General features: G+C 39.9%; 21 protein-coding genes. 14 read left to right on the top strand and 7 right to left on the bottom strand.

Annotated elements, in window-relative coordinates; all coding sequences use genetic code 11:
- Positions 1–81: 81 nt before the first annotated feature.
- From prmB to AC0L6H_RS18150, 4 genes are read left to right on the top strand one after another with little or no spacing between them, the layout of a single operon-like run.
- Positions 82–1,086: a 50S ribosomal protein L3 N(5)-glutamine methyltransferase gene (gene prmB / locus AC0L6H_RS18165; RefSeq protein WP_473390645.1), complete on the top strand. Its 1,005-nt coding sequence runs from the start codon at positions 82–84 to the stop codon at positions 1,084–1,086.
- Between the two features lie 53 nt (positions 1,087–1,139).
- The gene (gene aroC / locus AC0L6H_RS18160) at positions 1,140–2,240 is read left to right on the top strand and encodes a chorismate synthase (RefSeq protein WP_473390643.1); all 1,101 of its coding nucleotides are present in this window, start codon (positions 1,140–1,142) and stop codon (positions 2,238–2,240) included.
- Positions 2,241–2,246: 6 nt separating this feature from the next.
- On the top strand, positions 2,247–3,470 hold the full coding sequence (locus AC0L6H_RS18155; protein WP_473390642.1) for an MFS transporter: 1,224 nt from the start codon (positions 2,247–2,249) through the stop codon (positions 3,468–3,470).
- Entirely contained in the window at positions 3,470–4,501 is a 1,032-nt protein-coding gene (locus AC0L6H_RS18150) for a hypothetical protein (RefSeq protein WP_473390641.1), read from the top strand. The genes AC0L6H_RS18155 and AC0L6H_RS18150 overlap by 1 nt, the downstream gene beginning before the upstream one ends.
- A gap of 77 nt (positions 4,502–4,578) precedes the next feature.
- On the opposite strand, the gene AC0L6H_RS18145 is transcribed toward AC0L6H_RS18150, so the two are convergent.
- Entirely contained in the window at positions 4,579–5,163 is a 585-nt protein-coding gene (locus AC0L6H_RS18145) for a Fe-Mn family superoxide dismutase (protein ID WP_473390639.1), read from the bottom strand.
- A 242-nt stretch (positions 5,164–5,405) separates the two neighbouring features.
- Here AC0L6H_RS18145 and AC0L6H_RS18140 point away from each other — a divergent pair, with 242 nt between their 5' ends.
- A complete protein-coding gene (locus AC0L6H_RS18140; RefSeq protein WP_473390638.1) occupies positions 5,406–5,750 on the top strand; it encodes a Grx4 family monothiol glutaredoxin in 345 nt (114 codons plus the stop codon).
- 78 nt (positions 5,751–5,828) lie between these two features.
- Here the strand turns inward: AC0L6H_RS18140 and AC0L6H_RS18135 are convergent, their stop codons facing one another.
- Positions 5,829–6,023 (bottom strand): (2Fe-2S)-binding protein, encoded by a 195-nt coding sequence (locus AC0L6H_RS18135; protein WP_473390636.1) that lies wholly within the window; start codon positions 6,021–6,023, stop codon positions 5,829–5,831.
- Between the two features lie 119 nt (positions 6,024–6,142).
- Positions 6,143–6,757, bottom strand: coding sequence for a ribonuclease T (gene rnt / locus AC0L6H_RS18130; RefSeq protein ID WP_473390635.1), 615 nt, complete (start codon positions 6,755–6,757; stop codon positions 6,143–6,145).
- A 293-nt stretch (positions 6,758–7,050) separates the two neighbouring features.
- On the opposite strand from rnt, the gene AC0L6H_RS18125 reads away from it, so the two are divergent.
- Positions 7,051–7,881 (top strand): flagellar protein MotY, encoded by an 831-nt coding sequence (locus AC0L6H_RS18125; protein WP_473394577.1) that lies wholly within the window; start codon positions 7,051–7,053, stop codon positions 7,879–7,881.
- Positions 7,882–7,920: 39 nt separating this feature from the next.
- On the opposite strand, the gene AC0L6H_RS18120 is transcribed toward AC0L6H_RS18125, so the two are convergent.
- From AC0L6H_RS18120 to AC0L6H_RS18105, 4 genes are all read right to left on the bottom strand, one after another.
- Complete coding sequence (locus AC0L6H_RS18120) at positions 7,921–8,481, bottom strand: DUF6942 family protein (RefSeq protein ID WP_473390634.1); 561 nt, start codon at positions 8,479–8,481, stop codon at positions 7,921–7,923.
- 9 nt (positions 8,482–8,490) lie between these two features.
- A complete protein-coding gene (locus tag AC0L6H_RS18115) occupies positions 8,491–9,450 on the bottom strand; it encodes a D-2-hydroxyacid dehydrogenase (RefSeq protein ID WP_473390632.1) in 960 nt (319 codons plus the stop codon).
- 376 nt (positions 9,451–9,826) lie between these two features.
- On the bottom strand, positions 9,827–10,192 hold the full coding sequence (locus tag AC0L6H_RS18110; RefSeq protein WP_473390631.1) for a hypothetical protein: 366 nt from the start codon (positions 10,190–10,192) through the stop codon (positions 9,827–9,829).
- 101 nt (positions 10,193–10,293) lie between these two features.
- Positions 10,294–11,685 (bottom strand): hypothetical protein, encoded by a 1,392-nt coding sequence (locus AC0L6H_RS18105; RefSeq protein WP_473390630.1) that lies wholly within the window; start codon positions 11,683–11,685, stop codon positions 10,294–10,296.
- 218 nt (positions 11,686–11,903) lie between these two features.
- Here AC0L6H_RS18105 and AC0L6H_RS18100 point away from each other — a divergent pair, with 218 nt between their 5' ends.
- The 8 genes from AC0L6H_RS18100 (at position 11,904) to trpS (ending at position 18,032) form a co-directional block, all read left to right on the top strand.
- Positions 11,904–14,030, top strand: coding sequence for a hypothetical protein (locus AC0L6H_RS18100; RefSeq protein WP_473390629.1), 2,127 nt, complete (start codon positions 11,904–11,906; stop codon positions 14,028–14,030).
- Positions 14,017–14,220 carry a hypothetical protein gene (locus AC0L6H_RS18095; protein WP_473390627.1) on the top strand — a complete coding sequence of 68 codons (204 nt, stop codon included), beginning with the start codon at positions 14,017–14,019 and terminating at the stop codon, positions 14,218–14,220. The genes AC0L6H_RS18100 and AC0L6H_RS18095 overlap by 14 nt, the downstream gene beginning before the upstream one ends.
- Before the next feature lie 142 nt (positions 14,221–14,362).
- Positions 14,363–14,860: a hypothetical protein gene (locus AC0L6H_RS18090; protein ID WP_473390626.1), complete on the top strand. Its 498-nt coding sequence runs from the start codon at positions 14,363–14,365 to the stop codon at positions 14,858–14,860.
- A 262-nt stretch (positions 14,861–15,122) separates the two neighbouring features.
- Positions 15,123–15,422 (top strand): hypothetical protein, encoded by a 300-nt coding sequence (locus AC0L6H_RS18085; RefSeq protein ID WP_473390625.1) that lies wholly within the window; start codon positions 15,123–15,125, stop codon positions 15,420–15,422.
- A 145-nt stretch (positions 15,423–15,567) separates the two neighbouring features.
- A complete protein-coding gene (locus tag AC0L6H_RS18080) occupies positions 15,568–15,870 on the top strand; it encodes a hypothetical protein (RefSeq protein ID WP_473390624.1) in 303 nt (100 codons plus the stop codon).
- A gap of 30 nt (positions 15,871–15,900) precedes the next feature.
- Positions 15,901–16,317, top strand: coding sequence for a hypothetical protein (locus AC0L6H_RS18075; protein WP_473390623.1), 417 nt, complete (start codon positions 15,901–15,903; stop codon positions 16,315–16,317).
- A 125-nt stretch (positions 16,318–16,442) separates the two neighbouring features.
- Complete coding sequence (locus AC0L6H_RS18070; protein ID WP_473390622.1) at positions 16,443–16,628, top strand: hypothetical protein; 186 nt, start codon at positions 16,443–16,445, stop codon at positions 16,626–16,628.
- A gap of 381 nt (positions 16,629–17,009) precedes the next feature.
- The gene (trpS, locus tag AC0L6H_RS18065) at positions 17,010–18,032 is read left to right on the top strand and encodes a tryptophan--tRNA ligase (protein ID WP_473390620.1); all 1,023 of its coding nucleotides are present in this window, start codon (positions 17,010–17,012) and stop codon (positions 18,030–18,032) included.
- The last annotated feature ends 311 nt before the right edge of the window (positions 18,033–18,343 follow it).

The following is an 18,343-nucleotide window of genomic DNA, read 5'->3' as shown; positions in this document are numbered from 1 at the left end:
TTAACAGCATGTTGAGTGATTTTTCGATATTATACCCATCAAATCAGTCCATAAATAGCCTAATTAAGTAGTTAATCATTCATGCATGCAGATGAACAAGTGAAACAAGCACAGCAAAATAGCGCCCTTGATGATATTTCTCGCTTCGACAAACAAGAGAGTATCTTAAAATCACTTAACACTATTATTGACTATATTCGTTTCGCAATTTCTGAATTTAATCAGCATGATATTTACTATGGCCATGGCACCGAGAACGCGTGGCAAGAGGCGCATCGTCTTTTATTCACCGCCTTATCATTGCCACTTGACCTAAGTGGACAAGAACAGCAAGTATTTTATGGTTGCCAAGTGACCGACGCTGAAAAGCCACTTATTTTTAGTTGGATAAAAGCGCGATGTGAAGAAGCCACTCCCTTACCGTATTTGTGCAATCAAGCGTGGTTTGCTGGAATGCCATTTTATGTAGATGAACGCGTTCTTATCCCGCGCTCTCCATTTGCAGAGTTGATTGAAAATCGGTTTGCCGGCTATTTAGCTGAATCGAGCGAACCGGCGACTATATTAGATATGTGCACAGGTAGCGCTTGTATTGCTATTGCTTTAGCTCACAAATTTGAACATGCTCAAGTTGATGCCGTTGACATTGACGCCGATGCGCTCGATGTCGCATCTATCAATATTCAGCAATATCAACTAGAAGATCGCGTATTTCCAATGCAGTCAGATTTGTTTTCAAGTTTAGCTCAGCAAACTTACGATCTTATTGTCGTAAATCCTCCTTACGTCGACGAGGAGGACATGCAAGATTTGCCACGAGAATATATGCACGAACCAGAGTCGGCACTAGCATCGGGTTGCGACGGATTAGATTTAACACTCGCGTTACTTAAACAAGCTGCTAATTATATGTCTGATGACGCATGGCTATTTGTAGAAGTTGGCAATTCTGAAGTCAATTTTACCCAGCGCTTTGGTGAATTTAGTGTTAATTGGTGCGAACTTTCCTTGGGCGGAAGTGGCATTTTTGCTATTCAAAAAAGCGCTTTACTCTCACAAATGTCTTTATTAGATAAAACGCAATAAAGCACTAAGCATATTAAATAGAAAACCCAACTTATTAGAAAGGAAAAAGCTCGATGTCAGGAAATACCTTCGGTAAATTGTTTAGCGTGACGACCTTTGGTGAAAGTCACGGTTTAGCCATTGGTGGCGTTGTAGATGGTTGTCCTCCGGGCTTAGAACTTAATGAAGAAGATCTGCAAGGCGATCTAGATAGAAGAAAACCTGGAACATCCAAATTTACCACAGCGCGTCGCGAAGCTGACGAGGTGAAAATACTTTCTGGTGTGTTTGAAGGAAAAACGACCGGCTCAAGTATTGGTTTATTGATAAATAATACAGACCAACGTAGCCAAGATTACTCAAAAATTAAAGATAGTTTTCGACCCGGTCACGCTGACTACACCTACCAGCAGAAGTTTGGTATGCGTGATTATCGAGGAGGCGGACGTTCTTCTGCGCGTGAGACCGCGGTTAGAGTTGCTGCAGGCGGAATCGCTAAAAAGTACCTCAAACAAGTATATGGCGTTGAAATACGCGGTTATATTTCACAAATTGGTCCAGTGGCGATAGAAAAAGTAGACCATGCAATCACAAATACCAACCCCTTCTTTTGCCCAGACGTAGATAAGCTTGATGCTCTTGAGCAATATATGCGTGATTTGAAAAAAGAAGGCAATTCAGTTGGGGCTCGCGTTTCAGTATCAGCGACAAACGTACCAGTAGGCTTAGGCGAACCTGTTTTTGACCGCCTAGATGCTGACATCGCGCATGCGATGATGGGTATCAACGCGGTGAAAGGAGTTGAAGTTGGGGATGGCTTTGATGTTGTTACGCAAAAAGGTACCGATCATCGTGATGAAATTTCACCTGAAGGATTTTATACCAATCACGCTGGCGGCGTTTTGGGCGGTATAAGTACTGGGCAAGAGATACTAGTTCATATGGCATTAAAACCGACTTCTAGCATTAGTATTTCGGGAAGAACGGTAGATATCAAAGGTGATAGCGCAGAGATTATCACCAAAGGTCGTCATGATCCCTGCGTTGGTATCCGCGCAGTTCCCATTGCAGAGGCCATGTTAGCCATCGTATTGATGGATCATCTATTAAGGCATCGCGGTCAAAATGCTGGAGTCGAATCGATTACGCCTGTTATTCCAGCATCTCGCCCGTAATATGGCGTGAATACTTTTACACAGCTACTATTCGGACCTAAGCGCAGCGTTGCAATAGACAGCCGCAGTAATCGCGTTTTTCTTGCTGTCACTTATTTTTTCTATTTTGGCCAACTGGGTATTTTTCTTCCTTACGTTGGCCTTTTCTTAGACGACCGAGGTTTTAGTTCTGCGCAAATAGGCAGTATGCTTGCGATGACGGCTATTTTTCGTATCCTAGGACCTAACCTTTGGGCAAACCAGGCCGATAAAAACGGCACAGTTGGTGAAATCCTACGCTTTGGTTGTCTACTTTCTTTTGCTGTATTTAGTGCCATATTTGTGGTTGAAGGATATTGGTTACTCACGCTTACATTTTGCTTGATGATGATGTTTTGGACTGCTGTATTGCCACAGTTAGAAGTGGTTACCCTTAGCGCGACAACGAATAGTCGCGGTGGATACGGGAAACTAAGGCTATGGGGAAGCATCGGTTTTATTGTGTGTAGCCTATTGGCCGGCAGCTTAATTGATGTATACGGGCCAAGTGTTGTCGCTATTGTGAGTTGGTTGAGTCTATTGCTTATTTATGTCAGTAGTCTACTCATTGTTAACCCGCAAAAAAATAAGCAATCATCCACACACACTGGGGGCGACTGGAAACAAGCATACAGTCTTATCTTTGTTGTATTTATGCTTGCCAATACTTCGCTACAAGTCAGTTTTGGTAGCTATTACAATTTTTTCGCGTTGTACATGAAGGATTTGCAGTATAGTGGTTTAAGTACTGGCGCATTTATCGCAACGGGTGTACTTGCTGAAATCGTAATCTTTATTTATGCGGTCAAGTTGATTAAACATTTTGATGTGATGAAGTTACTGGCCTTAAGTATTTTACTTACCAGCGTGCGATGGATTGGATTAGCGTATTTTGCGCATATTGGTGTTGTTATTATTCTATGCCAAATACTGCATGCCTTTAGTTTTGGTCTGAGTCATGTAGCTTCGGTTTATTTTTTAACGCATCATTTTTCAGCTCAATTTCAAAGTAGAGCACAGGCTATTTATGTGTCGATATGCTTTGGCGTAGGCAGTGCGGTAGGTAGTTATATAGCCGGTTATTTATGGAATGATGGCATTGGTGCTAAGACAAGTTTTGTTTTTTCTGCTTTTATGGCCTTATTAGCTGGCCTCATGCTGCTTGTGTTAATATGCTATCAGAGCTATTCAAAAACGAGGACAATTCAATAATGAGAGAATCAGCAAAGCAATTAGGGCTTAATAGTAAGCGGAAGTATTTTCTAGGACAGCTTGCTTGTTTGACAATCATTTTTGCTCTGTTTGCACCCATACGTGCCAATGCGCAAGATGCCAGCGATATATGGGTAGCTAAGCTTAACTTGTGGGAAAAAGATCCTATCACTGAGTTAGTAAGAATAAGCGACAATAATCAATATACCAACCAGCCTTATTTTTTTGACAATAACCGTCTTTTTTATACGCAAGCGGTGCCAAAAGATAATGTAATGATAAATGTAGACGTCATCGCTGCTGTTAGCGAAGAAACTCAAGAGCATGCAAAAGAAGTCGACGAAACACCTGTGCAAATGGATACATGGGTTTTTGATTTTTCCTTAGGGAAAGCAAAAAATATTAGTCAGTCAGACACAAGTGAATATTCTCCTACGCCTTATCCTGAAACGCCCGATATGTCGGTTATTAGGGTCAATGACTTAGGCAAACAAGAGCTATGGCGCATAAATATGCAAGGTAAAGCAATTGCGCACTTAGCGCCTTTAGTAGAGCCGGTTGGCTACCATGCTTGGCTAGACAACAAAGAAGTGCTTTTATTTGTATTGGGTGAGCCCAATACGCTTCAGCGAGTCAATGCACTAGCATCAGATGCTGCAGTTGAAGTTATCGATAAAAACATAGGTGCTAGCTTATATCGATTTGAAAAAACCGATTGGTTTTTGTATACAAGTAATACCGACGGCAACTATTTAAATGCATACAACACAAAGACCAAAAAGATAATTCAAGTTGTACGTATGCCAAAAAATAGCGAATATTTTTCAGTTAGTCCTTTAGGTCACGTCATTACCTCAGATGGTGAAACACTTTGGCAAGGAAAATTTATGATGAAAGGAGATAAAATAAGACCACTTGACCGCTGGCAAGCAATTAAAATCAAGCAACCTGAGTGCGCAAAGGGTATTAGCCGCACTGCAATCTCTCCTGATACAAGTATGATTGCCTTGGTGTGTGCTAGGGCAGAATAAAGCCAAGCAAGTACAAATTTTACCCAATAAAAAAGGCGCTATGAAGCGCCTTTTGCTTATTTAATTGCGAAGTTTAATTAGCTTGCGAAATTATCAGAAGCGAACTGCCAGTTGGCTAGAGCCCAAAAGCCTTCAAGATAATTTGGACGTACATTGCGGTAATCAATGTAGTAAGCGTGTTCCCATAAATCTACGGTAAGTAGCGGTGTAACGCCATCAGTAGTAATAGGTGTGCCAGCGTTGCTGGTATTAACGATGTCTAGGCTACCGTCAGCTGCTTTAATTAACCAAGTCCAGCTTGAACCAAAGTTGTTTACTGCTTTATCGTTAAATGCCGCTTTAAAATCAGCAAACGAGCCCCATTTGGCATTGATTGCGTCTGCTAGTGCGCCACTTGGCTCACCGCCACCATTTGGGCTTAAGCTGTTCCAATAAAAAGTGTGGTTCCAGATTTGAGCTGCATTATTAAATACGCCACCGTCACTGCTTTTTACGATTTCTTCTAAAGATTTGCTTGCTAAATCGGTACCTTCAATAAGGCCGTTTAACTTAGTTACGTAAGTTGCATGGTGTTTTCCGTGGTGGAAATCTAAGGTTTCAGCAGAAATATGTGGTTCTAATGCTGTTTTTTCATAAGGTAACGCGGGTAGTTCAAAAGCCATGGTTTTTCTCCGTTTCATGTATTTGTCTTGGTAGATATGAGGATGAACTTTTTATTTTAAAGCCCAATCATAACTTCTTCTACAAGTTAATTCTCAATTAAAGGCTAAGCAGATCAGTTTTGTTTTTTATTTTGTATAGCATTTGATTATATACAGAATTGTGGGTGCTAAACAGTATTGATTTAGGTAGAATCGTCCGCATATCTAAACATATTCAAAACTATAAGGTGAAGGCGTCAATTATGAGTGAAGCAGAAAAAAGTACTGTCGATAAAATTAAAGAGCAAATAAGTGAAAATCCGATTCTTCTGTATATGAAGGGATCACCTAAGTTACCATCATGTGGTTTTTCTTCTCAGGCATCACAGGCGTTGATGAGCTGCAATGAACAATTTGCTTACGTAGATATTCTACAAAACCCTGATATTCGTGCAGAACTACCAAAATACGCAGATTGGCCAACATTCCCACAATTATGGGTAGATGGCGAGCTTGTAGGCGGTTGTGACATTATCATGGAAATGTACCAGCAAGGCGAGTTACAAACACTTATTCAAGAGTCTGCAGCAAAGACTAAAAGCAAATAAACGACACTTGCTTAATAACTAGGCATTAAAAAAGGCGATAGATTTGCATCTATCGCCTTTTTTTATAAATGTTTTGCGTTAACCAACATCTTTAAACAAACTGTCGTCAATAATGGTTGTATCGATGATATCTTGTGCCATATTGATACAACTACCGCACTGAGAGCCCACGCCTAGCGCGGCTTTTAGTTCACGCATGTTACCAACACCTTGATTGATAACAACATCTTCAATTTGTTTGTCGGTGATACCGTGACATAAACATACGAACATATATGGCTCTCTAAAAAATACGCTTGCTAACAAAGCAACGTTACACTAATACTGTTGCAAATGATAATAATTGTTATTTGCAACAAAGGCAAGTTTTTTTTTATCACCCTGTGCTTGCTTTACGCTAGCGGCCACCCTCCTAATTCTTGATAGCGGTTGACCATATAACAAAATAATTCAGCTGTTTTTTGTGTGTCGTACAAGGCACTGTGGGCTTCTGATTGTTTAAATTCTATTTTGGCAGCTTCACAAGCCTTCACCAAGACGGTCTGACCTAAAGTCAGAGCAGCAAGTGTTGTGGTGTCAAACGACACAAAGGGGTGAAAGGGTGTGCGTTTAATGCTTTGGCGGGCAATTGCTGCGTTTACAAAGCTTTGATCAAAAGTCGCATTGTGAGCAACAATCACGCTACGCTGACAATCTGCTGCTTTTTGCGCCTTTCGAACATGATTACATAGCGCCTTCATGACTTCTTTTTCTTCTTTGGCACCGCGTAAGGCACAAAAGGGATCTATTCCATTAAAGTCAATGGCAGCTTGCTCGATGTTTGCGCCTTCAAAAGGCACGACATGCTCGTGAAAACAAGTGTCGGGCTCAAGAAAACCTTCTCCATTTAGCTTTAGCGTAATGGCTGCAATTTCGAGCATTGCATCGGTCTGGGCATTAAAGCCGGCCGTTTCTACATCAATAATTACGGGGAAGTACCCTCTGAAACGTTTTACTAATGGTGTCATTCAATTCACTTACAAAAATACGTCAGTGTAATGGCTTGCACTATTAAAATAGGCTACGCCAAGTTATACGACTTAGTATGCAGTAGTTAAGCATTGAAGGCTAAACTTTTCGGGCAAAAAGCCGATAATTAGCTTGTTATCAAAGTATTTGTCAAAGACTGACGATAAACGAAATTTTTTTATAAGTAAGTAACAGCAATAGAGTAGCGCATATGCAAAAACTGCCTCGCACAACAACGCCAATTAGCTTTCTAGTATATACACTTTGCAGTGTGCTGGTGAGCGGGTGTTTGATGGCAAATGCACATGCTAACATTCGTAACTATTCGGTCGATGTTGAATCGTCATCTTGGATGGTAAGCAAGCAAACGCGTTTGGTTTGTGAACTCACCCATCCCATTCCAGGATACGGTATAGCTTCTTTTATGACCGAAGCATCAAAGCAACTCAATTTAGAATTTTCCCTTGATATGTTGAGACTACCAAGTCGCTATGATGTTGCCGATGTTTATTCTATGCCGCCGAAATGGATGCGCGGAGCCCAGCAGCGAAAAATTGGTAGTATGGATTTACGCAAGCAATATGATGCTGACTTACCTCAAGAGACAGCATGGCAAATGTTAACTGAATTGGAAAAGGGCTTTTGGCCAACGATTCATTATCGAGATTGGCTAAACAACAATGATTCGGTTGCAGTGTCTTTAAACGCGAGTAATTTTAAGAATCAATACGAAGATTTTAGTCGCTGTATTGCTAACTTATTACCGTTTAACTTTGAAGATATTTCTTACACCGTACTTGCATACAAGAAAAATAGCGCAGAGTTAACCCAGTATTCACAGCGTCGCCTAGACATGATTGGTGAATACTTAAAAGAAGATTTAGCTCTGGAACTAGTGCTGGTTGACGGTTATTCAGACGCTTACGGTGGCCCGTGGCTCAATGAGCAACTGTCTATTAAACGAGCTAACGAGATTAAAGATTACTTTGCCAGCATGGGCGTGGATAGCCAGCGCATTGAAGTAACAGGACATGGCGAAAAGCGCCATGTTGCACCTAACGACAACTCTATTGAAAGAGATAGAAATCGCCGGGTTATTATTCGTATGAGTAAATCTACTTAAGCAAAGGGTTTTGAAAACAATCGCTTTGCGAGTAGCAAGCTATTTACCTATTGGTCTTAAGGTATTGAGTATATCAATTAAATAGATAATCTTTGCGTTAGACAACTGCCTATAATCAAAGTAAGGACAAACGATAATATTACTGCTGTGACTAATGGCAAACTCATCATTGATGAATTCAATGTCAGTTTCTTTACCCAAATCCCCCGAAGCAATTAAACTTTTCGCATAAGTTCTGCCCATAATAATATGGATAGTGCGAGTCTTACCTATTTGTGGTGGCGAGAATATAAGTGCTGTATTGCTGTTTTGTTGTAGCAGATATTGGTCACGATAAGCTTGCCAAGAATCAGCTTTATGTGTACTTACTAGGTCCTGCTTGTCCCATGCGAATATCAGTTTGGCATAAACGTTAAAGACTTTTCGCCAGCCATTGCCGCAGCGCTGTCCACAGTCATATATTTCGTTCTTCTGCAGCGCAATTATGCTTTGTCCTTTTCGCAAAGCCTCGTTCGCGAACAAGTAGTCAGGCTTATTACCCATGTAGACCTTTAGCTGCGCATTCGCGTCACCTATGCCATTGACCTTATGTTGTTTCATATTTATTGCCTAATTGACTATGTTTACCGCCTCGTCATTCACAAATGCTTCAATATTGGCAACGACTTGATTCATTAATACTTGTGAAGCTTGTTCGCTAGCCCATGCGGTATGCGGGGTGACAATACAGTTGTGCAATTGGTTTAAACGCATCACCGTGGCATCCGCAGGTGGCGGTTCTATGGGGGCAACATCAATACCCGCTCCGGCGATATCTTTGTTCAACAAAGCTTGATATATCGCTTCAAGGTTAACTACTGAACCGCGCGCGGTGTTAATAATAATTGCATGTTTGCGCATTAAGGCAATTTGCTTTTCATCAATTAAGTTTTCGGTCTTTGGTGTGAGTGGACAATGCAAACTTATTACGTCAGATGTTTCTAAAAGTGTTTCAAGTGAAACTAAGCGTTCTGAAGCAAAATCTTTGCGCCCGCTTACGCTATGATAAATTACCTGCATGCCCAGCGCTTTGCCTACATGAGCCACTTGCTGAGCGATTGCACCGGTGCCAATTAGGCCAAGCGTGCTATTGGCAAGATCTAAAATAGGATCGTTGTAAAAACAAAATTGTTCGCATTCTTGCCATTTACCATTTTCGATATCGCTTTTAAAAGCAGCTAAATTTCTGCGCAGACTCAGTATCATGGCAATAACATGCTCACTTGCCGAACGAGTCGCATAACCTGGCACGTTACTTACCGTGACACCGTGCTTGCAAGCCGCTTTCAAATCGACACAATTTGTCCCTGTCGCGGCTATGGCAATATGTTTAAGTTTTGGCAGTTTAGCCAATAATGTTTCATCGAAAGCAACTTTGTTAGTTACAACAATATTGGCATTACAGCAGCGTTCAAGTATTTGAGCACTATTGGTTTTAGCATAATTCGTCCAATTATGGCCAAAATTTGGGCGGGGGATTGTGATATTGTCAGCGAGTGTGGCTTTGTCTAAAAATACGACTTCGTACATGTTTTTCCTAGGCGATTATATTGATGTGTAATACAGCAATAATACAGAAAGCAATATTTGATGATAGGGCGAAATCGTTTTATTTAGCTTATTTTCTTCATCAAAGAGTGTGTTTGTTTTTATGGTTTTTCGGTTACTAAATCCGGATTCCATTTTCGAAAGGTCTTGTCCAAAAAGCATTGGCAAGCGTCTTAAAATCTTGGTGTTGGCTCATTCCATAATAGGTGGGTGAGCTTAAAAGAAAGCTCTCAATCCCTATCAAGTTTATATCAAGGAGTGGTTGGCGATTAAATATACTCTGGGTTTGCAATAAAGAAACATCGTTAGCTAAATACATCCCCCCTGCACAAAACCAGCTAAGCTTATTTTGGGTTTGTTAACATGTAGAAACAATATACGCATTTAAAGATTCTAAGCTCTGGGCATAGCTATCGTCTCCTTCGCGTTTTTTAATTGCAGCATAAGAAAAAGGCTCACTCTGACTAAGATCAACACGCTTAAAAAACTCATCAGCAGTCACATCTGTTAATTGATTCTGTTGTTCATACAATGTTTCGTCACCTAATTCTAATCTATAAAATGCTAGTAATTTGCTTTGGGTAGACTCGTTTATCGGTAACTGTTGATAACGAAGGCGCTGTTGCTCATTTAATTTTCCGCGAGTATCTAAATGAAGTAATAATAAATAGGCATTTAAAAATTGCTCTGAAATTTCTGGCGATTGGCGTAATTCTTCACTCATGTAATCTAGAGCGGTATTAATATTGCCGCTCAATATATTAATTGAGGATTTTGCCCGTCTATAGTCTGCATTAGGCTCTCCGCGGTAGCCGTTAATTAGCGCTAAAGTTGCTTGAATATCTTGTTGATAGGCGTAAGTAAAAAAAGTTTGCTAGTGAAGTTTAATGAATTATCGGGAAATATCGTATTCATTGACGATAAAAGCTGTTTGGCCCGCTGTGGCTGTTCAGTGACTAAATACAAAAACACCAAGTTGGACATATTTACTTGGCTTTGTGGATTCGTTTTAAGTATCTGTTCTCGGCGCTGAATCTGCTCTTGGAGTTTATTCAGCACTAGTGTGCTCATGTTTTGGATGAGTGGGTCACTGGGTGCTTCTTCATAAGCCTGTTGGTAAAGCACCTCACTTATTGCGAATTTATTGCTACTCTCAGCTCGCTTTGCCATTACTAATGTTTTAAGTGGAAAGTCTGGTGCGGTCATTAACTCCCAAAACAAACTTTCTTTTTCTGACTGACGCAATTGCTCGGCAAAGCCACCATAGTCTGACGCAAGTGCATACACCATAAACAGTTGCGCCTTAGCTAAGTGAAACTGCGGATCGAGCTCAATCGCTTGGTGCAAAGTGTCAGCGGCTTGTTGTAAAGATTCCGAACTGCGCTGGTAGGCAGATTCTCTGCCTTGAATAAACAACTCGTAGGCTTGTGGGTTGCTTGTCATGCCGGCTTCATGCTCAAGCTGCTCGGGCAATAAGTTGAGTTTCAGCGCCTGCGTGATGGCGTAAGTTAGCTCATCTTGTACCGCAAAAATACTGTCTAATGTGCGATCGTAGGTTTGTGACCAGATATGCGCGCCGCTGGCCACTTCAATCAATTGGGCGGTGATCCGCAATTGATTTTTGTCTTTTCGTACGCTGCCTTCCAGTACATAGTTAACATTCAGTTTTTGTCCTATCTCGCGGATATCGATGTTACTGTCTTTAAAGTTAAACGATGAGGTACGGGCTATAACGACCAATTGATTTAAACGCGCCAGTGAATTTAAAATCTCCTCCGCTATGCCATCACCAAAGTAAGCTTGAGATTTATCTGGGCTCATATCTTCAAATGGCAACACCGCAATGGAACGCTCTAAACCGTCATCGGCTGAACGTACATACCAGTTTTGATAGGAGATAAAGCCTAAAGCCAAAACTAACGCAAAGGCTAGTAAATAAGTGAGTTTACTGCCTGTTCGTTCATGAATCGACTCGTTGATATCCACTTCATGGGTGCGTTTAAGCCCTTCAGGTGTGAGCTCAAAGGCCCAAGCAAAAATACAGACAAAAGGGAAAGCAATTGCCAGAATGACGGTGATAATAGTGCTAAACAAAGTAGGCAGATGTAAGGCAGGTGAAACCACTGCAATAATTTGCAAGATAACCCAGGAGGTTACCAAATAAACACTGGCAACTTTAAACACGTTGCGTCGTTTTAACTCAGTAAAAAGGGTCATGCGTCCTGCTCATTATTTTTAGCCAAAAAGATATCGTATAAAACGTCAAAGTTCAAATTTATCCATTTAGCTTTTTTCATTCTTTGAAGGAGGTGATCAAGCTTAATCAGCGCCTGTTGAACAACCACTTGATGTAAACTATGAATTAATTCGTACATCAATTGCACTGTTGCGGGTAATCCATTATGGTTATTGCATAAAAATAATGAGCTGGATGCATGACATTTTTTACTGAGTTAAAACGCCGCAATGTATTTAAGGTTGCCAGTGTCTATTTGGTAACTTGCTGGATAATTTTGCAAATTGTTGCGGTGGTTTCACCGTCATTGCACCTGCCTATTTTATTCAGCACCATTACTACCGTTATCCTAGCAATTGCCTTTCCTTTTGTGTGCATTTTTGCCTGGGCCTTTGAACTTACCCCTCAAGGCTTAAAACGCACTCATGCAGTAGATGTCGACGAGTCGATTCGTGCGCATACCGGCAGTAAAATTAATTATTTATTAATCGTAGCTTTGGTATTAGCACTAGGCTTTATCGCTTATGGAAAGCTATTTCCCCCAAGTCTCGATGACAGTTTAGAACGTTCGATTGCCGTATTGCCTTTTGAAGATATGAGCCCCGATAAGTCGCAAGGCTATTTTGGCGATGGCATTGCCGAGGAAATTCTTAATTCATTAGCGCGTTTAGAGCAGTTAGTAGTGATTTCTCGTACTTCATCCTTTAACTTTAAAGACAGCAACACCGATATTCGTGAAATAGGTCGTAAACTGAATGTTAACTATGTACTCGAAGGTAGCGTGCGCAAAGATAAAGACAAATTGCGTATTACCGCGCAGCTAATTGAAGTGACAACTGGCGCGCATGTTTGGTCACAAACCTATGACCGCACCCTTGACAGTATTTTCGTACTACAAGATGAGTTGACCTTTGCTATTACGCAAGCTCTCAAATTGAATCTGTTACCCGAACAAGTAGAATATGAAGCCGGCATGACCACAAACCCACAAGCCTATGAGTTATTTATTCAAGGACGGGAGCTGGCTTATCAGCGTACCTCAAAGTCATTACAGCAATCTGCCGAGGCACTCAAACAAGCTATTGAACTGGATCAGCAGTTTTATCTCGCTATGGCCCAGCTATCTTTGACCTATGACTTGGCGGGTGAATACGGCGGCATTGATTACGCAACCATTGCTGCAGAACAAGAAAGTCTATTTTGGCAATTACTGGCAGGGCCTAATTTTGCGTTAAAATATCTCGTGTTAGCAAATTATGCCGCTAGTAAATACCAAATCAAAGCTTATCTTGCATTGAATAAACGCGCTTACAAGCTTGCACCAAATGACCCAATTATCCAAAACGTTTACCTTCTTATTTTAGAAAATATTGATCAGGCAATAGAACAGCGCTTGGCGGTGCTGCGTACCAACCCTCAAAGTGCAATCAACTATCGAAACTTAATTGACTTACTTGTTGCACAAGGGCGCATGGACGAAGCTAAAGCATTGCTTAAGGATATGGAAATTAAATTTCCAAATACAACATCACTACTTGTATCACAACTTTTAGTCTATTTTACTGGCGAGCATGATTTTGAGAAAAGTTTGCGCTTGTTTGTCAATTATAAGGGTGAGCTCACCGCAAGCTTGCGGGCGGTTGAAACAGCAATATTGATTTATTCTGACCGAATTGATGACGCTTTGTCGTTTATGCAGCAAAACATTCGCAATAATCCAAGTCAGATTAATTATGATTTTGCCAATGCATTATTGCTTATGCAAATGCGAGATTATGGTCTATTGACACATACGCAAAAAGCCAAATTGCAACAAATAATTGACGATAGTCAACAAGCGAACTTAGATATTTATTGGGGATTGTTTAACGGTAGTACAGAATTATTTATTGAAAAGTATGAGATAACAAATCCAACAGAGCACTTACTTGAAAAAGCTATGATTGATGATCCTATTGGCGCTTTGCTGTATCTGGCTATTCTCAAAGAGCAAGGACAAAATGATCAACTTATCAATGTGTTGCTGCCCAGCGTGACGCTAACTACGGGTAACTATTGTGCTACTAATTTAGTCGCTCAGATGAGTTGGAATTGTCAATTATTCTGGTATTTAACCGAACAACAGGGGGCAGAGCAACGCTTTAATAGTTTCAGCAAACACCTCAATTATTTGTCCGTATATGACAGCGGAATAAAACCCTTGCTGCCTAATTCACCGGTGTATAACGGTGTGAGAGAGCATCCTGACTTTGAGTCAACTATTCACAAGTTCATGGATGAAACGTTTAGGCAATCAAATCCTAAGTTGATTTTTGAGCAACGTTAATGGACATTTTGAACCGGCCTGTTTTAATAAACCCGCAGTAGAGTCGATATTGCCTACCTACGAATATCATACTGCTCGTCGTTACGACGGACTCAGTGAAGCGCACGTGATGCGTGAGCCACAAAGTGGTTTTTGGGCAAAACAGATATACCGGCCATGCAGGATTAACCAATCGTCTGAAGGACTGTGAAAGCAATCGCAAAAAAAATTGTAGAAATTGTAATCAAAAAAATAGTAAGCTATTGAAATTAAATGAGTATGGAGGTTTTGTTAAATGAAACTATCTAGTAGTTACTATGCGGTCTTCATAATAATTTTTAGGTGGACAGAGAATGTCGAGAGTCCTGCTAATTATATTTCTCATAATATCGCCCGTTGTATTTGGTGATGAATCAGGTTGGGATGTATATTTAAGCGAACATGGCTGGGCAACTATTTCAGGCATACATCGTGAAGGTGAACCACTTTTAACTTCAATTCAAAGCGTTCCAAAAGAGATTTGGCTCAAGCATTTTCGGGTGTTTCCTAATGAAGATGATGTCTTTTTTCAAAAGGAAATTCATGACTTTCTAAAAACAAACTACCCTAGATTACACAACGAAGCATTGAGTTCAGCGGGTAATATGCACAATCCCAAAGTCAAAGCTTTAAGGAATCCATTTCAAGAGGCATTAATGGCATCTAATCTTGTAATTAAAATTAATGCGGCGCTAAAATCAAGATGTGAACGTATAACCTCAGCTAGTTATGAGAAATTTACAATAAGAAAAATTAATGGCAAGCCAGTTTATATTGCTATGGTTTGGCTAAGTACAGATAAGTGCACCTAACAAAACGCCAAATTAAGATTCACAAAATTCGTCATGCCATTTGCGGTGCAAATCGCTCGCCCGCTTTGGTTTACTTATTAACTGGGCGTTAGTTTTCATGTTGAAATTTGTTCTCGTCTTAATCTTATGCTCATTTATTTTATCTAGTTGTAGCACGAGATTATCGAATGAAACTGTTCTGTTTAAAGTTAATATAGATAGTTCGTGTGAGGTGGGAATAAAACGTGTAAGTGGCTCATCTGTAACTATTGGAATTCTGGAAATGAAGGACGAATTACTAAAAAGGTTAGTGAAAGACAGAAAGAACGTTGATATTGACCTTGTCAGAAGTAAACTTCCCAATATCGATTTTAATAAGAAAATACTGAGTATTAACGACGCGCAGCAGATTAAACTAATTGAAACTGAATTAGGCCCGTGGAGTTCAGAGCGAATAATATATTTGGGGAATAACGAGTCTGTTGAATGCTCATTTTCTAAAACAGGTGTTTTGATGAATGTTTCTTCAAAAGATTTACCTAAATCTTTTGAAGTAGCATATGAGGTTGTAAATGAAACCTAAATGCATGACGGATTTGTCAGAAAAGCGCTGCCAAACCGCTTATGCAAAGTGTTAGGTGCCATCAAGGATGAATGAATATTTTAGGTTGTTTTTAGCCCTACTTTTACACATATCATGTTTTGCAATTGGTTTTTCGATTTTTACTATGACAGGGCTCAACGCTAAAAATCCTGAGCCATCATTATGGAGTCAGCTTTTGTTAATTGCACTTGGGTTGGGAACGGTTGTTTATATATCGATAAAGTCTGAAGAACCATTTCAATACTCTTTAATTAAGCTGCTATTGCAAAGCTTTGAATGGCTATTTCTTCTGTTTTCGTTAACACTGGTAGGTGAATTGTTTTCTGATAATACTTTGTCTTCCAATTGGTTTTTCGCTGTTGGTTCAATAGCAATTACGATAGCAACTCATAAGTTAAAAAATAGTAAGTGGCTAAATGTCACCTAACAAGCATGAAGCGGATTTTGGCAAGGTGTCATGACTACCCAGATGAATGACTACGAACGTAGAATAAACAAGCTCATTGCTACCTACTCGTCTTCACTGATGAATAATACCAAGTGGACAGAAGTGTTAAATTTGGTAGGCAAGCATGGAATAGCGATTAAATTTTCTTTCATAGGCAAAGAGAAGTTTTTGAGTAATGTCTTCTTCCCCGAGGATGGAGTGCAAGGCGATCATACTAAAGACTGCTGTGTCCATGGGCCGTTCTATCTGAAAGAAATCTTTGCGATAAAGTGCGCTAAGTATGAGCTCAAGCGAAATCCAGTTAGCGGAGCCAAGTGTCTTGATGATTCTACTTATCAAGCATTTTTATCGGATATTAATAGGTTGGGTAAACTACCGCTAACGGAACTGGATGATCATTTGCTTATATGTGGTTATCAAAAATAGTCATAACAAAGCCGTGCACAGCGAGCAATTTTCCGTTGCTTTTTTGTGGCGGGCGATACACTGCCACAAAAAAACAACTCCAAAATTGCCGCTTGCCGGCGGCGTTATGTTTCTTAGGAGTGTAGTTGAAAATTAACAAATATGGATTTGATGCAATAGAAGCAGGTGTTCCAATTGTTTGGTCAATTAGGATTGTTTGTGTACTTTGGGAACCAAGTCAAAATCACACGAAAAAGGATAGGTGGTATGTATTAAGCGACAAAAAAATTGAAGCGGACATTGCCAAGAGTGGGCAATGCGTAGTAATTTGAATACACATTATTCTACCAGCTTACTTTCGTCTAAAGAATTAACAATAAATCTATTACCCCTTGCTATATACACAAGCTATATATACTAATATGTGTAGATTTTATGATTGAGATTGCTTAGCCTGTATCGATTAGCTTCTCTAAAGGCTGTGTTTTTGCACAAGCTTTTTTTATTGCTAAGTTACTCTTGATAGTTGAGTTTCAAAAGGATTGTTGTTAGTTTATCTGAATGAGATACATTTCAACGCCTACATTCTTCTTCTGGTGGCGCTCTAATTAGAGCGGCACGGAATTCTTACATTCTTAAGCTGCTGGAAGGTAGCTAAGACTGTAATTTCTTTTTATCTCCAGTAGCGATCTGTTTAACTAGGAGATATACCCATGAAAACAAAGCAACATACTGATAAACGTGAAATTATTTTAACCGGTGATAGGGCTACAGGCCCTTTGCATCTTGGTCATTTTGTCGGTTCTTTAAAGCAGCGTGTCGCTTTACAGGAAATTCATGAGCAAACGATTCTTGTTGCTGATATGCAAGGTCTTACTGATAATGCTCATAATCCCAAAAAAGTATCATCCAACATTTTAAATGTCGTTGCAGACTACCTAGCTGTTGGTATCGACCCTTCTAAAACAAATATTTGCCTTCAATCACAACTACCCGCTCTTGCAGAGTTGACTATGTACTACAGCAACCTAGTAACTATTAGTCGCTTAGAGCGAAATCCAACAGTCAAAAGTGAAATCCAAAACAAAGGATTTGAGCGATCTATCCCAGCTGGTTTTCTAACATACCCTATATCGCAAGCTGCTGATATCACTGGGTTTAGCGCATCTTTAGTTCCTGTTGGTGATGACCAATTACCAATGATTGAACAAACTAATGAAATAGTGAGAAAGGTTAACTCACTAGCAGGACGTATTGTATTGAAGGAGTGTAGACCTTTATTAGGTAATGCATCACGTTTACCCAGCACAGATGGGAAAAACAAGATGTCTAAGTCGATGGGTAACGCCATTAATCTTGGGTCTACCGAAAAAGAGATCTCCGCAGCTGTAAAATCGATGTATACAGACCCTAATCATGTAAGGGTCGAAGATCCCGGCAATGTCGAAGGAAATGTTGTGTTTACCTATCTTGATGCCTTTCATCCAGATAAGGACTATATCAGCCAACTGAAAGAGCACTATCAATATGGAGGCCTTGGTGACGGTACAACGAAAAAAGTACTAGAAGAGTGTTTGCTGGACATGCTCAGACCAATAAGAGAGAGAAGAGCAAAATTTTTAAATGATAAGGCTCATTTGTTAAATGTTTTAGCAGAAGGAAGCCGAATCTCTAGAGATAAAACAGAAAAAGTACTTTTTGATGTTAAAGACTTCTTTGGACTCAATATTCTCTGAATAATTTGTATTCAGCAGCTAGTTTCGAGAAGATCAATGGCTGAACCTCTCGAGCTGTTTTGCTCTATTAGAGATACTTTAAATTATGCGAAGTTAGCAAAAATAGTGAGTAGCGATGAATGTCTGCAACTTTGAGGCGGCATAGAACTTTATGAATTTAAATCATGTTACAAATAGTTCCTTGCATGATGTGTAATGCCTATCTATTGTCGGCAATAGCTTTCGAAAGTTATTGCGGATATTTTATGGTTTGAATAAGAGAATAAGATTCATGACTAAAGAATCAGATTTTAGTAATCAAATAAGATTGA

Source organism: Glaciecola sp. G7-5 (genome assembly GCF_055808975.1).
The sequence above is the reverse complement of the archived record's forward strand: the minus strand, read 5'-3'. Positions and strand labels throughout refer to the sequence as shown.